The sequence below is a fragment of the Providencia sp. PROV205 genome (genome assembly GCF_028479505.1).
GTDB lineage: Bacteria > Pseudomonadota > Gammaproteobacteria > Enterobacterales > Enterobacteriaceae > Providencia > Providencia huaxiensis.
The window spans coordinates 1-14,735 of record NZ_JAMPNU010000022.1 but is presented as its reverse complement, the minus strand read 5'-3'; the positions used below and the strand labels follow the sequence as shown (position 1 = coordinate 14,735).

Here is a 14,735-nt window from a genome sequence, read left to right as displayed (position 1 = left end):
TCGATAAGATATTAATTAAGGGGCCTCACGGTAACCAGTGAGCCCCCCAACCAATTAGCAAGATGATATCTTTAGTGTGTTATTCCACACATTGCCGTTCTTCCGACACAACCTTTAATTTGAATGATGGGTTTTTGATCCAATATTAGTGAATCAATACTTGATGAAGCATTACTCTCATAAGCCGGTTTGAATCCTACAATTTGCTCAGCGAGTGTATCTGGCTGTTGGAGTTGAGTAGGTGATGATGTAGGTATTTTCATATCTTTAAAGAAATGTAATTCAATATTTAAACGCTCTCGATTCATTTCTTTCATTAACATTTCAACTTCATAAATCTCTTTAGCTAACTCATTACTTTTCCTATTGAAACTAGAAATAGGTGTGAAAATCATGCCCCGTAATCCGCCATGATTAATAAAATCTATTTTCTTGAAATTATTTTCTGGCTGATTCCAAATCTCATTATTTTGCAAATCTTGATTGACTTCCTTGATATATATATCAATTTCAAATTGACTATAATGCCAATTTTCTTCTTTCAAATCGGTAAGCATGGATTCTTGCTTTAATAACATATCAGAAATTTGTTTTACTTTATTATACTGCTCAGATAAATTTTCCATTATTTTAACTTCAACCGTATTCATGGTATTTTTAATTTTATCCGAATCACGCCTTTTAGATACTAACAAACCCTCACGAACAGAATCCATTCTCTCTATTGATTCATCAGCACTATTATTTACACTAATTAATAACTTATTAACTCTTTCTATTTTCAACCTAAGTAAATCTAGATTTTTATTTATATTTTCAAAAATTTCATTTTCCATATGAATAATCTCCATTAATTAATTTAATCAAAAATGAGAATAAAGATTATCGCAAGTTAAAATAAAAAACAAACAGTTTAAATATATCATTAATTTATAAAATAAAGGATACATTATTCAGTGTTATATAATTTCTATTATATTTATTTGTAGATTAGTACCGCAATTCTTCGCGGTACTATATTGAATTGAGATCTACAGCATTTCTAGCCGTGCATAAGAAGCCACCAGCCATTTAATCCCTTGCCCTTGAAAAGCGATTTGTAGACGACAGTGCTCGCCACTACCTTCTAAATTAATAATCGTGCCTTCACCAAATTTTGGGTGCATCACTCGTTGCCCTAATGAATAACCCGAATCATTTTGGCTAATCGGGGTTCCAAGGCGTTGATGGCTAACTGGTCTTGAAACCTGCGCTCGCAAACGAACTTCCTCAACACACTCGGTTGGTAGCTCACCGATAAAACGTGAAGGACGGTGATAAACTTCTTTACCATATAACCGACGGCTTTCTGCGTAGGTGATCGTGAGTTTTTCCATTGCTCGGGTAATACCGACATAGGCAAGGCGACGCTCTTCTTCAAGGCGACCGCTTTCATCCATCGACATCTGGCTTGGGAACATACCCTCTTCCATTCCCACAATGAATACAACTGGAAACTCTAGACCTTTAGCTGAATGCAAAGTCATCAATTGAACCGCATCTTGACTGACATCCGCTTGCCCGTCCCCCGCTTCCAATGCCGCATGAGAAAGAAAAGCCTGCAGTGGCATTAAGTCTTGGTCTTCATCTTGATAACTAAAGTCACGAGTCGCGTTGACTAGCTCTTCCAAGTTTTCAATACGTGCCTGTGCTTTTTCACCTTTTTCTTGCTCATACATCGCTCGTAAGCCTGAGTCATTAATCACTCTATCAGCTTGAACGTGTAATGGCATGTCTTGGGTTTCTTTAGCTAATGCATCGACTAATTCTAAGAAACGCTCAATTGCAGCGGCTGCCCGCCCTCCCAAAACCTGCTCGCGAAGTAAGTACTCACAACTTTCCCATAATGTCAGTTGTTGATCCCGTGCAGTTTGGCGAACAGTATCTAAGGTTCTGTCCCCAATCCCGCGTGTTGGTGTATTGACCACCCGTTCAAAGGAGGCATCATCATTGCGGTTTGCGATCAGCCTTAAATAAGAAAGCGCATCTTTGATTTCTTGGCGTTCAAAGAAACGTTGCCCACCATAGATACGATATGGCATAGCACTTTGGATGAGCGCTTCTTCCAATACACGAGACTGGGCATTACTACGGTACAGCATCGCGCAATCTTGTAAAGCTCCCCCATTTTCATGCCATTGCTTAATACGCCCAACCACATAGCGGGCTTCATCTAACTCATTAAAAGCACAATAGAGGGAAATTGGCTCGCCATCTCCACCTTCCGTCCATAAATTTTTTCCTAAGCGGTCACTATTATTCGCGATCAATGTATTCGCTGCTTTTAATATATTATTCGTTGAGCGATAGTTTTGCTCAAGACGGATAGTTTCTGCACCAGGAAAATCATTAAGAAAGCGCTGGATATTTTCGACTTGAGCGCCACGCCAACCATAGATTGACTGGTCATCATCACCAACAATCATGACTTTGCCTGTATCCCCCGCGAGTACACGGATCCATGCATATTGAATATTATTGGTATCTTGGAATTCATCGACAAGAATATTGGTAAAACGCTCACGATAATGCTGCAATACATGAGGCTTGTTTAACCACAGTTCATGGGCACGTAACAATAGCTCAGCAAAATCCACGAGCCCGGCTCTATCACAGGCTTCTTGGTAAGCTTGGTATACTTTTAGCCATGTGGCTTCGACTGGGTTTCCGTAAGCTTCAATGTGCTGAGGACGCAGACCCTCATCTTTTTTACCATTGATGTACCACATCCCCTGACGTGGTGGCCATTGTTTTTCATCTAAATTCATCGCTTTAAGTAAACGACGAATTAAACGGTATTGGTCATCGCTATCGAGAATTTGGAAATCTTGGGGTAAATTGGCATCCATATAGTGTTGGCGCAATAAACGATGCGCTAAGCCGTGGAATGTTCCTATCCACATTCCGCCTTCACTGGTTCCAATCAATTGATTGATTCTGTGCCGCATCTCTGCCGCTGCTTTGTTCGTGAACGTCACTGCCATAATTGAAAATGGAGAAGCATTTTCCACAGACATCAGCCATGCGATTCGATGCACTAGCACCCGAGTTTTACCACTACCCGCCCCCGCAAGGACAAGTAAATTGGTACGCGGTGCGGCAACCGCTTCGCGCTGTTTGTCATTAAGACCTTCAAGCAGATAAGAGACGTCCATAGTTACCATCAAAGCAAAACAGTGGCTAACACCACTGTGAGGTTATTGACAATGGCGATTGCCACTGTTTTTTTATACAGTAAATGATTATACCAATGATAAGAGAGAATCCAACCGCGAAATTTCCACATGCGGTAATAAACGCACCTCTTTCTCTTCCATCAGTGTTTTTTGATTTGTGTTGATCCAGCAGGCTTGCATGCCGCTGTTAATTGCACCTTCAACATCCGTCAGCAAGTTATCCCCAACATGAAGAATAAACTGTGGCTCCATCTCAAGCCGCTTCGCAGCTAAACGGTACATATCACAAAATGGCTTTGAGCGGCCGTCGGGCCCTGCTTTCAATACAAATTGAAAATATTGGCCTAACCCACATGCTTCAGGTTCTGCATTTCCATTAGTAATCGCCACCAGCGGAACTTTCTCTGCAAGCTGACGCAGTGTTTCATGGGTGGATTGCGGGATATCGATTCTATTTCGCCAATATGTGAAGTGCGCCATGATATCATCCGCCCCTTTTTGTGCGGCGTCTTTCGAGTAACCATAATGGCAAAGCATCATTTTGGAAGAAAGCCAACGCCAGCGTGATATATCATGATAAATATCAGGCTCTTGTTCTTCAACAAGACGCCGAAAAGCATAAAGATCTTCATTATTAAAATGATTAAAGCGCGGGTCATATTCACGAACAAAACGTAAAACTTCTTCTTCCGTTTTATCAATAACGGGATGGTTATCGTAAAGCGTGTCATCCAAATCAAACGTGATCGCCAAAATGGGTGATAACGGACGGTAAAAATGCATTAAGGTTTCTCCCTCTTTGCTCTCGGATGAGCCACATCATAAACGTTTGCTAAGTGCTGAAAATCAAGGTGCGTATAGATTTGTGTCGTCGATAAATTTGCATGCCCAAGAAGTTCTTGCACTCCACGTAAATTCCCACTTGATTCAAGGATATGTGTCGCAAAAGAGTGGCGTAATTTATGGGGATTAATGTGGCTATTAACCCCTTGTTTTATTCCCCATTGCTCAAAACGTTTCTGTACGTTCCTATTCGAAATACGTTTACCGCTTTGGGTTGAGATAAAAACAGCGTCATCTTCTGGGTCATAGAGTTCTCGCATCTCAAGCCAACGCTGCAGCCAGCTCACCGCTGTTTTACCCATTGGCACTCTGCGCTCTTTGCTCCCTTTTCCCATCACCCACACTTCACCCGTATTTAAATCAAGATGACGAACGTCCAGCCCAACGAGCTCAGATAAACGTAACCCCGCACCGTACATCACTTCAAGCATTGTTCGGTCACGTACAACAAGGGGGTCGCCACTATCCATATTCAACAGTTGGGAAACTTCATCCACATCCATATTTTTAGGGAGACGCTTTTTAGATTTAGGGGCATGGATTGCTTTTGCCGGGTTTGCTGGTAGTTCCCCTTGATGAACCATCCAATCAAAAAAACTACGTAGCGATGATAACCGCAACGCCATACTTGCCGCTTGCAAGCCCGATTTACGACTTTTAGCGGCAACATTGCGCACAATAGTCGCATCCACTTTTTGCCATTCGTGGATATTTAAGGAGGCTAACATTTCCACGATAACGCTGAGTTGGCGGCGATAATTAGTGATAGTGACAGGGCTTAGCCGGCGTTCAACTCGCAAATAATGCAGAAAAGCTTCAATTTGGCTCATCAGCCCTTCTGGCTGATTTTTTACAGGCGTTCTATCCATTGGCATAATAACCTCGGTAGAATTTGAGCGACTTTTTCCAACATGACTGTTCCCATATCATGTTGATAGTGTTCACGATCCCGGCTAGTAAAAATGACCATACCTGATTCACCGTGATGACCAAACAGTGAAATAGCGACTGAGCCGACATTTAATGCATCTGGTAAAAGTAGTTGGATTTCAGGGCCATTTAGCCGACCGAGGTAGTTACGGTTATCGCCAAACCGTTGAATTCTTACGGGTTCAAAGACACGACGCGAAATAACTAATTGATGTGCATCCATAGGTGCGGACAAATGCCAGCTATCACTAAACAAGCGTACCTGAGCACCAGATAAACCCAGCCTTTTTGCCCAACGATTTAGTGCTAACAGCATTTGCTGTAAACTTTCTGCTGATGACATTTCAATCACCAACACTAACAACTCTTCAAAAAGCTCCACATTTTCATGGGCTTGTTCAACCATAAAACGAATATCTTGTTCGAGCTCTTTGATTTTCAACCGTTGACGGCTCATCACTAACTCAGGCAATGAAATCGCTTCCCGCACGACATGTGGGACTTTTAGTTGCTCCAACAGTTGTGCATTACGAAGAAAAAAATAGGGGTTTTCCGTTAAGTAGCGCACGACATCAAGCTCATCAATCTGATGAACCAACTCCTGTGCTTTTTTGGTTTTATCCATTTTTCCCTCTTCAGCTATTCAAAATTAGAGTTGAATGACTCCGTCATAAACATGCGTTGCAGGGCCTGTCATATAAAGTGGCGACCCTGGGCCTTCCCACGCGATATCTAATGAGCCCCCCGGCAAATCGACTTTGACCCGCTTCGCCAGTAGCCCTTGAGTAATTCCAACTGCGACAGCCGCGCATGCTCCGCTACCACAAGCTTGAGTTTCCCCAGCCCCGCGTTCATAAACACGCAAGCGAATGTGGTCAGCGCTGATAATTTCCATAAAACCAATATTGGCACGTTCTGGAAAACGCTCATGATTTTCTAAAGCGGGACCTAAAACTTCGACTTCTGCCGTATGAATACTTTCAACTTGAATCACACAATGCGGGTTACCCATTGAGACAACCCCACACAACACTGTACGTTCTTGTGCTCGAATAATATAGGTCTTTTCTTCTTTGACGGCGCGAAATGGTACTCTCTGCGGTTCAAAATCAGGTTCGCCCATATTAACGCTGACATCATCATTCTCATTTATGGTTAATGTCATACGGCCGGACTGAGTACTGACTTTAATTTTTTGCTTATTCGTTAAGCCTTTGAGCCTAACAAAACGAGCAAAACAACGGGCTCCATTGCCACATTGTGCAACTTCACTGCCATCCGCATTAAAAATACGATAATGAAAATCAAGGTCAGGGTCATAAGGAGCTTCAACTAATAGTAGTTGATCGAACCCAACGCCTGTGTGCCTATCTGCTAACCGACAAATCAATTCAGGCGAAAAATACACATTTTGTGTAACACCATCGACAACCATGAAGTCATTGCCTAAGCCATGCATTTTAGAAAATTGCATTTCACGCTCCATTGAGGCGACTTACTGATTATTTGTGGTTTGAGCCGGCTCTTTGGCAGTACTGTCTTGTGCGGTAGGTTGCACATCAGATGCCTTAGCCGGAGCTGCAGTTTCTTCCGGCGGAAAATACAACGGGCCTTTTAAGCCACAGCCAGAAAGGGTAAATAAAACAACTAGTGCACTAAGCCCAATTAAACTTTTTTTCATTCTTTTTCGCCCGTAATACTTACTTTTGACATCTGATATTTTACACAATAACAGGAGTGGCCTCGCAAATCACGCCTGTTTATCCAGCATGCTGATATTATATACTTTAGGCTAAATTTAGTCTGAAATTTTTAGTGGGTATGCTTAGATTGACCCCAATGTAGGTTCCCTCCTATAATTTCAATTAACAATAATAATTTCAATTAAACCATTGTGAGCAAACAGGAAATTAATCGTGAATGACAGCGAATTTCATCAGCTAGCCGAAACGCTACTAAGCAGCATCGAAGAGCATTTAGATAACTATGAGGGTGATGCCGATATTGATTGTGAAATCAATGGTGGTGTGATGACGCTTAGTTTTGAAGATGGCAGTAAAATTATTATCAACAAACAAGAGGCATTCCACCAAATATGGTTAGCAACTAAACAGGGTGGGTACCATTATGATTATAAACAAGGTCATTGGGTTTGTGACCGCTCAGGGCATGAATTTAAGACTAAACTAGCCGAGGCAATTGCTTTTCAAAGCCAAGAGCCCTTTTCATTCTAAGCGTTACAAGTTTAGACGGTGGGCAGCGTTATACTGCCTACCATCAATAATAGTGCGCTTGTGGGTGCTGCGGTTGGCTCGAATGCATTTCATACCCCATGTCATCATCTTCTGCCGTAAATGGCCATGTCCCGCCAGAAAATGCAACAACTTGGTTTTTACCATCTTGATTAATGATTTGGTAAAATTGCGGTAAATTGAAGTTGATAAAATTTGCACCATAGGTAAACCGGTCGTGGGAAGAAGAATAGAATTTACTCACATCACGGACAAGATCTTCTTTCGACCCTTCACAGTGGGAATAAATTTCAACCCGATTCGCTTCATCTAAAACATAAATATTAAAACCGGTATTGTCTGCGGTATTTTCAAAGAAAAACTGTACAATCCCTTCACTCGCATAGCCATCAACAACGGCAGGCAAATGGTTGTCACTCTTCGCCTGAAGTTTAACTGGCCAGCCATGCAGCTTGTTATGGGAGATAGCCCCATAGAACTCAACCGCATTCTCAAGTTTTTGTACGGATACATTCAGGCGCTCAAAGAATAAACCCCACGTTTGCCCCGCGATACGTAATGCTTTAAAACGCCCAGGGTCATTTCGGTTGCTCGATAAACGTAATTCAACACACTCAGATATTAGCTGTTGTACACGGGTACGAATCAACCCACGTAAGTGCTCACTATAACAAAACACCTCGACCGCTTCAGGAGGCGATGCATCTTGATGCATTTTCCCTAAAATGGTCTTAAGTGCTTCTAACATGCACTGTTCTCCGCTGAAATGTAGCGTTCTTACCTCATTCCACGAATTGCGATATAACAAATCAATGCTACCGATCAGGCATTGTTGTGATTCGCCAAAACTGAAAATATCCAGTTTTCTAAAATCAACATGAACGACTTGCTCTGAATATACCTGTGTTGGGTCTTTTTCTAAATTAACAATGATTGCAAGATGGCGAATTTCACACGGGCTATAAAGCGCTTTTGGCGTTGGGGCGGGCAACCTGATAGGAAAATGACTTGAAACATCGTGCATTAGCTCAAGCAGTTTTCGTTCATCACACTGAGATTTCCCATTATGCATATAAACTTGGGTTGTCTCAGTCAGCAGACCATTAAAATACGCCCACGCCACTAATTTATTTAAATAGCGGTTATATTCAAGAGGTTGATGCCCAATAATAGCATCAATATTTGGTGCTTGGTTATACAGATACCAACCACTCCGGTTCGCGCGCCCTTCTGGCACATAAATAAAGGTGAGATGCGCTTCGCTTAAATCAGGTGAAATTTGGGGGTTAACTAATGTCACCTTACCAGGAAGGGCCTCAAAAGCCGCATATAATTTACGGGTTAATACCCCAATATCTTGTGGGCTTGCACTAACACTTAAATTATTTCTACGCGCAAAACGAATAAGATTACGATAACTTTGCATCATCGTGTCAAGTAACTCATTATGCGCCTCACGGACACGCTCAATTTTCCACTGATTACGCGTATCGAGTATCGACAAACGCGCTGATCCCCAGCCCCATGATTCAACCAACTGAGACAACACATCACGGCGCCAGCCTGAGCACGTGTTAGCGTCTTCTTCAGACAGTTTTTCACACACTTTCAAGTAGAAACAGCGACGGATAAGATCAAGGCGAGTTAAATCATTAATTTCAGTCAGGTAACGTGTCACTCGCTCTAACATTAAACAGTATGAATCCAAGCCGTAACACACGATTTCGCCAGCATGTAAATGACGCTTAAACTCCATCGCTAATAGTTTGCCATTGGGATAGTCCCATGAATAGGACTCCAGCAAAATACTCTTCAATACAGCTTTATAGGGGGAATCGACACTTTTATACAACTGCCATAGGCTTGCACCGAAATATTCCGCAGCAGAAAGTTCGCTTAACCCGCCTAAATCAAGCCATTCATTAGGTGTTAGCACGCCTTGTGCATATAACCCCATAACATATTCATCGTAATGCTGCTCTTCTTCAACCGGTACCATGGTCCACAGCAAACGTTTACCCGCCATACGCACAGCAGTTCGATAAAATTCATCTAATAATAGAATGTGTTGCGTTGAACCACAGTTCTCCCCACCTATATGCCCACTGGCATGATGACGAAAACGATTTTCATCGATTAAAAAAACAGTGACATCAATGCCTAAAGACGCTGCCCACTGTTCAATTAAGGTGCACTTCTTTTGCAAAAAACGTTTTTCTTCGTGGTCTAACCAAGAAGGATGACAAACCCAAACGTCGATATCTGAACACTGACTTTGCCCAACAGATGAAGTACTCCCCATCGAGTAAATACCCGTAATCGGTAATTCACCATTCGTTTCGGTTTCAATCGTGGGCAGAAAACGCGCAAAAGGCTCCAACCATTTTTTTTGCTCTGTATCAGGAGAGAAAAAACAGACACCATGAGGCACATTACCCTCAATAAAACCAGGTATCATTGGATGATGATAATGAAACAAAACAGGCAGCAAGCTATAAACCTTCGAGAAGGCTTCACTCATAGAAGCTGTTGCACGTTCCAACCGTAATTGGTTTATCGCATCCAGTCTTTGTTTTAAGGTTTCAATATAGAGATACAAAGGTTACGCCTGATTGAATGAAAGTAATACAAACCGGAGAATTTCCCAGCACCCAACAGATAGAGATAGATTTAAAATAATTTTCAAATGGATTGTCGGAAACGTGATCAATTTAACACCTTGCATCAAAAGGGTAAAGTAGATCACATAATTTTACGCGCTTATTTTTGATACAAAATGCTTTTCAACATATTGTATAAAAAGGCTTTTTATTTTTTAATCCGTAAAATATCCCTTGTTTTTCAATGGAATAATTTCTTTTTACCCAGTTGTTTAGTAAAAAAGCAAAATAGAATGATATTAAGTACAATACGCACAGCGTCTGTGCTTACACGCTTCAACACGAATTACCAGAAAACACAGAATGTTCCACGCAAAAAATAGCACGATAAGCTAAAGAAATCACTTAATAGCAGTTCTAGGTCATCTCATTTTGAATCTCTTTCTTGCATCATGGTAGAAAAAGTGAATCGGTGATAAACGATTCAAAGAGGGTTTTTTCACCTAACTGGAAAAAATATCCTTAACATGTTAAAACTAATGCCAATTGTATGGTTAATCTGCGGCATTCTTCGCCAGAGAAAACAGTAAAAATGACATCAACAAATATCGTGCGTATTGCAACGCGCAAAAGTCCTCTAGCCCTATGGCAAGCACACTTTGTCAAAGACAAATTAGAGCAGCTTCACCCGGGCTTACAGGTTGAATTAGTCCCTATGGTGACAAAAGGCGACATCATCCTTGATACACCTCTCGCGAAAGTTGGCGGAAAAGGGCTGTTCGTCAAAGAGCTAGAACTTGCTTTATTGGAAGGGCGCGCTGACATTGCCGTTCACTCGATGAAAGATGTCCCTGTTGAATTTCCTGAAGGCTTAGGGTTAGTCACGATTTGTGAACGTGAAGATCCTCGAGATGCCTTTGTTTCAAACCACTACGATAGTCTTGATGCATTGCCAGAGGGCAGTATCGTCGGGACATCGAGTTTACGCCGTCAATGCCAATTAAGGGAACTCCGCCCTGATTTAGTCATTCGCGACTTACGCGGCAATGTAGGAACACGCCTATCAAAATTAGATAACGGTGAATATGACGCTATTATTTTGGCCGTTGCAGGGTTAAAACGTTTGGGGTTAGAAACGCGAATTAAAACCGCCCTTGCTCCAGAACAGTGCTTACCTGCGGTAGGCCAAGGAGCGGTCGGTATCGAATGCCGTTTAAATGACAGTAAAACCCGTGAGTTACTCGCGAAGCTAAATAATAACGCAACCTCAACCTGTGTCCTTGCTGAGCGTGCGATGAATATGCGCCTTGAAGGCGGTTGCCAAGTCCCCATTGGCAGTTATGCTATTTGGCAAGATGACAAAATATGGCTGCGTGCCTTGGTGGGAGCCCCAGACGGCAGCGTGATTATTCGTGGGGAACGGCTCGTTTCTCCAAGCGAAGCTAACCAAGCAGGGGTATCATTGGCTGAAGAATTACTTGAGCGTGGTGCAAGGGAAATTTTGGCGGATGTCTATCAAGGAAACCCGCCTGCATGAAAGTGCTTGTCACTCGCCCTGAGCCTGCAGGTTCAGAGCTGATCACGGCAATCACTGCCAAAGGGGGAGAAGCCTTCTCCTCCCCTTTAATTCACATTGGCCCCGGCGCTGAATTAAATACCCTTATTTCTCAACTTGATAGCCTTACTGCGAATGATTTAGTCTTTCTTTTATCTAAAAATGCAGTCGAATACGCAAATTTAACGCTTGAACAAATGGCCCGTAGCTGGTCAGATAAGTTATCTTACTATGCAATTGGTCGTTCTACAGGGCAGTTTTTTCAACGGATAACCGGTAAAAATGTACATTGGGCAGAGCAAGGGGAAACTAGTGAAGTACTCCTAACCCATTCGGATTTGCAGTTTCTTGAAGGGAAAAAAGCCCTGTTATTGCGTGGAAATGGCGGAAGAGAACTGCTTGCATCGACATTAAGGTCTCGTGGCGCACAAGTCGATTATTGTGAATGTTATGCAAGGCACCCTGTTCATTATGATAAAACCCAGTTCAATGACCAATGGTTTCAAACCGGTATTACCGATGTTGTGATCACTAGTGGTCAAATGTTAGCCTTGTTAGAAGAATTAATCACTGAAGAATACCAAACTTGGTGGTTTTCCCGCCGCCTACTTGTCGTCAGTGAACGGATTGCAGACCAAGCCCGCAAAAGTGGATGGCAAAAGGTCTGTGTAGCTAATAGCGCAGATAATAATGCTTTATTAGAAGCATTAATTTCAATCGATATGGGATGCTAATTTATGACGGAACACGATAAAACAACCGAGACGGTTACCCCAGAAGCTGGCGCAGAACAACAGCGCCCAAAAACTAAACCTTCTTCGGAACAAAAACGTTCTGGTCTGATAGGCGGTGTAATTGCTATCGCTATTATCATCGCTATTGGCGGTGGGTTGTACTATTTCACCCAACAAAGCAATATTAATTTAGCTAATGAAAACAATGAATTAAAGCAAAAGCTAAGTGACTTAGTCGAACAACAAAACTCAGACAGGCAACGGTTAGACGCACTAATTGCGGCTAATTCTGAAATAAAAAGCCATTCTCGTGAATATGAAGAGAACCTCAACCGTCGCATGCAAGAGTTGCAAGCACACGTCACGGCATTGTCCAGCGCTGATGTGAAGAGTTGGCTACTGGCCCAAGCTGACTTTATGGTCAAAATGGCAGGAAGAAAGCTGTGGAATGACCGCGACCCAGTGACCGCAGCCGTTCTGTTAAAAAGTGCAGACTCAAGTCTGGCAGAAATGAATGACCCGAGCCTACTCGACATTCGTAAATCAATTAACAGTGATATGGCTAAATTAGCTGCGATCAACCAAGTTGACTATGACGGTATTATTTTACGTTTAAACCAGCTAAGTAATGAAGTCGATAACTTACGATTAGCGGATTTAAACAGTGGCGACGCGAAAAGTGAAGATAACGCTGACGTTAGCGATGACATCTCAGATTGGAAACAAAATTTGGCGCGTAGCTGGAAAAGTTTTGCAAATGACTTTGTCACAGTACGAGCTCGTGATGGCTCAGAAGCCCCGCTTCTAGCCCCAAACCAAGATATTTACCTACGTGAAAACATTCGTTCTCAATTATTAATCGCAGCGCAAGCTGTACCCCGTTATCAAGAAGCCACTTACAAACAGTCATTAGAACAAGCTTCGACATGGGTAAGAGCCTATTTTGATACTGAAGCGCCTGAAACTAAAGCGTTCTTATCAACCATTGATGACTTAATCAATCAGCCGATTGACATTGAAATGCCTGACACCTTAGAAAGCCAAGAGAAGCTAGACAAAGTCATGCAAACTCGGGTTCGCAGCTTACTCTCTCAGTCGTCAGACAACACAAAAGTTAACGATGGTGCTGTTGATGCCGCAGCGGATGCACCTGAAGTGTCAACAGAGGCGGCGGCCGATGCCGCAGTTCCTGCCACGGATACACAAAAAGCAGAATCAGCTGATAATCCTCACCCTTTTGAATCAGCAGAGCCTGCTGGCAATAGGGGGTAATTATGATAAAAGTCCTGATCCTATTTATAGTACTTATTGCCGGGGTGATCTTAGGCCCATTATTAGCAGGTCACCAAGGTTATGTTTTTATTCGTACTGACAATTATGACATCACAACCAGTGTAACCAGCCTCGTTTTAGGCTTTATCCTGCTCCAATTTGTGCTGTTGTTCCTCGGTTGGTGCTATCGTCGCTTTATCAGTACAACATCACGTACCAGAGGTTGGGTAAGTGGTCGTAAATACCACAAAGCACATACTCAAACACAAAAAGCGCTATTGAAATTAGCAGAAGGTGATTTCGAACAGGTTGAAAAGTTAATGAGCAAACATGCTGATTTCTCTCAACAACCCGTGATTAACTACCTAATGGCAGCTGAAGCCGCTCAACAACGTGGTGATGAATATCGCACTCACCAGTACTTAGATAGAGCCGCAGAAGCCGCGGGAAGTGACCAACTTCCCGTTGATATCAGCCGTGTCCGTATCCAATTAGCGGAAGGGGAAGTCCATGCTGCTCGTAATGGCATTGATAAACTTCTCGACAAAGCTCCAAGGCACCCCGAAGTACTGCGCCTCGCGGAACAAGCTTACTTACGTTCAGGCGCTTACCAGTCGCTGATTGAATTACTTCCGGTCATGGCCAAAGTACAGTTACACAATGAAGATGAGCTCGATGCACTGAAATTAAAGGCTTACAAAGGGCTGATGAACCAATATATGGCTGAAGGGGGTAGTGATGGGCTAAAAGCTTGGTGGAAAGCACAGCCTCGCCGAGTTCGTCATGAAACCGCATTGCAAGCTTTCTTAGCTGAACATTTAATTGAATGTGGTGATACTGCAAGTGCAGAAAAAATAATTATTGATGGCTTAAAACAGCAATATGATGAACGCTTGCTTCTGTTAGTACCGAAACTTAACAGTGAACGCCCTGAAGTTATCGAAAAAACCCTTTTACATCTGCAAAAACAAAACGGTGCCACCCCATTACTCAACAGTACATTGGGCGTTTTGTCGCTACAACACGCCCAATGGGACAAAGCAGAAACCTACTTTAAAGCTGCGTTGGCTCAACGTTTTGATGTGCAGGATGCATCATGGCTGGCCGATGCGTTTGACAAGCAACATAAACCTAGCGATGCGGCAAAAATTCGCCAAGACGCATTAAACCACTCATTAAAACAAGAACGAAACTAATACTCTTGTTTAGCCTCTTCTAAAAACTCCACTTATTTTAGTGGAGTTTTTTTATCCATAAGCTTAACTGCAACTACATTTACCTTCCCAAATAAAAACACAGAAAACAATTTAAATGCATTGCTTTAATCGCATTAA

Annotated in this window: 13 protein-coding genes; 5 read left to right on the top strand and 8 right to left on the bottom strand. The window is 42.4% G+C overall.

From position 1 onward, the window contains the following. Positions 1 to 71: 71 nt before the first annotated feature. From PR800_RS13730 to lptM, 7 genes are all read right to left on the bottom strand, one after another. Positions 72 to 836, bottom strand: coding sequence for a hypothetical protein (locus tag PR800_RS13730; RefSeq protein ID WP_272531065.1), 765 nt, complete (start codon positions 834 to 836; stop codon positions 72 to 74). 195 nt (positions 837 to 1,031) lie between these two features. Beyond that, entirely contained in the window at positions 1,032 to 3,194 is a 2,163-nt protein-coding gene (gene uvrD, locus PR800_RS13725; RefSeq protein WP_166263951.1) for a DNA helicase II, read from the bottom strand. 87 nt (positions 3,195 to 3,281) lie between these two features. Then, the gene (gene yigB / locus PR800_RS13720; protein WP_102139886.1) at positions 3,282 to 3,998 is read right to left on the bottom strand and encodes a 5-amino-6-(5-phospho-D-ribitylamino)uracil phosphatase YigB; all 717 of its coding nucleotides are present in this window, start codon (positions 3,996 to 3,998) and stop codon (positions 3,282 to 3,284) included. Next, positions 3,998 to 4,927, bottom strand: a complete 930-nt coding sequence (gene xerC, locus PR800_RS13715) for a tyrosine recombinase XerC (RefSeq protein ID WP_102139885.1) — start codon at positions 4,925 to 4,927, stop codon at positions 3,998 to 4,000. The genes yigB and xerC overlap by 1 nt, the downstream gene beginning before the upstream one ends. Then, the gene (locus PR800_RS13710; protein ID WP_102139910.1) at positions 4,909 to 5,613 is read right to left on the bottom strand and encodes a DUF484 family protein; all 705 of its coding nucleotides are present in this window, start codon (positions 5,611 to 5,613) and stop codon (positions 4,909 to 4,911) included. The genes xerC and PR800_RS13710 overlap by 19 nt, the downstream gene beginning before the upstream one ends. 24 nt (positions 5,614 to 5,637) lie before the next feature. Next, on the bottom strand, positions 5,638 to 6,462 hold the full coding sequence (gene dapF / locus PR800_RS13705) for a diaminopimelate epimerase (RefSeq protein ID WP_102139884.1): 825 nt from the start codon (positions 6,460 to 6,462) through the stop codon (positions 5,638 to 5,640). Positions 6,463 to 6,483: 21 nt separating this feature from the next. Further along, positions 6,484 to 6,669: an LPS translocon maturation chaperone LptM gene (lptM, locus tag PR800_RS13700; RefSeq protein ID WP_004906065.1), complete on the bottom strand. Its 186-nt coding sequence runs from the start codon at positions 6,667 to 6,669 to the stop codon at positions 6,484 to 6,486. Positions 6,670 to 6,904: 235 nt separating this feature from the next. On the opposite strand from lptM, the gene cyaY reads away from it, so the two are divergent. Further along, positions 6,905 to 7,222, top strand: coding sequence for an iron donor protein CyaY (cyaY, locus tag PR800_RS13695; RefSeq protein ID WP_166263947.1), 318 nt, complete (start codon positions 6,905 to 6,907; stop codon positions 7,220 to 7,222). Between the two features lie 43 nt (positions 7,223 to 7,265). On the opposite strand, the gene PR800_RS13690 is transcribed toward cyaY, so the two are convergent. Next, complete coding sequence (locus tag PR800_RS13690) at positions 7,266 to 9,839, bottom strand: class I adenylate cyclase (protein WP_166263945.1); 2,574 nt, start codon at positions 9,837 to 9,839, stop codon at positions 7,266 to 7,268. A 593-nt stretch (positions 9,840 to 10,432) separates the two neighbouring features. Between PR800_RS13690 and hemC the strand changes: the two genes are divergently transcribed. Genes hemC through hemY form a run of 4 tightly spaced genes read left to right on the top strand, consistent with a single transcriptional unit; the run spans position 10,433 to position 14,597 of the window. Beyond that, the gene (gene hemC / locus PR800_RS13685) at positions 10,433 to 11,377 is read left to right on the top strand and encodes a hydroxymethylbilane synthase (RefSeq protein ID WP_166263943.1); all 945 of its coding nucleotides are present in this window, start codon (positions 10,433 to 10,435) and stop codon (positions 11,375 to 11,377) included. Continuing rightward, complete coding sequence (locus tag PR800_RS13680; protein WP_272531063.1) at positions 11,374 to 12,129, top strand: uroporphyrinogen-III synthase; 756 nt, start codon at positions 11,374 to 11,376, stop codon at positions 12,127 to 12,129. Before hemC ends, PR800_RS13680 begins: the two co-directional genes overlap by 4 nt. Positions 12,130 to 12,132: 3 nt before the next feature. Continuing rightward, positions 12,133 to 13,401: a uroporphyrinogen-III C-methyltransferase gene (gene hemX, locus PR800_RS13675; RefSeq protein WP_166263939.1), complete on the top strand. Its 1,269-nt coding sequence runs from the start codon at positions 12,133 to 12,135 to the stop codon at positions 13,399 to 13,401. 2 nt (positions 13,402 to 13,403) lie between these two features. Further along, positions 13,404 to 14,597, top strand: coding sequence for a protoheme IX biogenesis protein HemY (gene hemY / locus PR800_RS13670; RefSeq protein ID WP_102139877.1), 1,194 nt, complete (start codon positions 13,404 to 13,406; stop codon positions 14,595 to 14,597). The last annotated feature ends 138 nt before the right edge of the window (positions 14,598 to 14,735 follow it).

Bases quoted from the DNA above. Each gene is read 5' to 3' on its own strand.
- uvrD (WP_166263951.1), bottom strand. From the start codon at position 3,194: ATGGACGTCTCTTATCTGCTTGAAGGTCTTAATGACAAACAGCGCGAA.
- PR800_RS13730 (WP_272531065.1), bottom strand. From the start codon at position 836: ATGGAAAATGAAATTTTTGAAAATATAAATAAAAATCTAGATTTACTT.
- xerC (WP_102139885.1), bottom strand. From the start codon at position 4,927: ATGGATAGAACGCCTGTAAAAAATCAGCCAGAAGGGCTGATGAGCCAA.
- hemC (WP_166263943.1), top strand. From the start codon at position 10,433: ATGACATCAACAAATATCGTGCGTATTGCAACGCGCAAAAGTCCTCTA.
- dapF (WP_102139884.1), bottom strand. From the start codon at position 6,462: ATGCAATTTTCTAAAATGCATGGCTTAGGCAATGACTTCATGGTTGTC.
- yigB (WP_102139886.1), bottom strand. From the start codon at position 3,998: ATGCATTTTTACCGTCCGTTATCACCCATTTTGGCGATCACGTTTGAT.
- hemX (WP_166263939.1), top strand. From the start codon at position 12,133: ATGACGGAACACGATAAAACAACCGAGACGGTTACCCCAGAAGCTGGC.
- PR800_RS13710 (WP_102139910.1), bottom strand. From the start codon at position 5,613: ATGGATAAAACCAAAAAAGCACAGGAGTTGGTTCATCAGATTGATGAG.
- lptM (WP_004906065.1), bottom strand. From the start codon at position 6,669: ATGAAAAAAAGTTTAATTGGGCTTAGTGCACTAGTTGTTTTATTTACC.
- PR800_RS13680 (WP_272531063.1), top strand. From the start codon at position 11,374: ATGAAAGTGCTTGTCACTCGCCCTGAGCCTGCAGGTTCAGAGCTGATC.
- hemY (WP_102139877.1), top strand. From the start codon at position 13,404: ATGATAAAAGTCCTGATCCTATTTATAGTACTTATTGCCGGGGTGATC.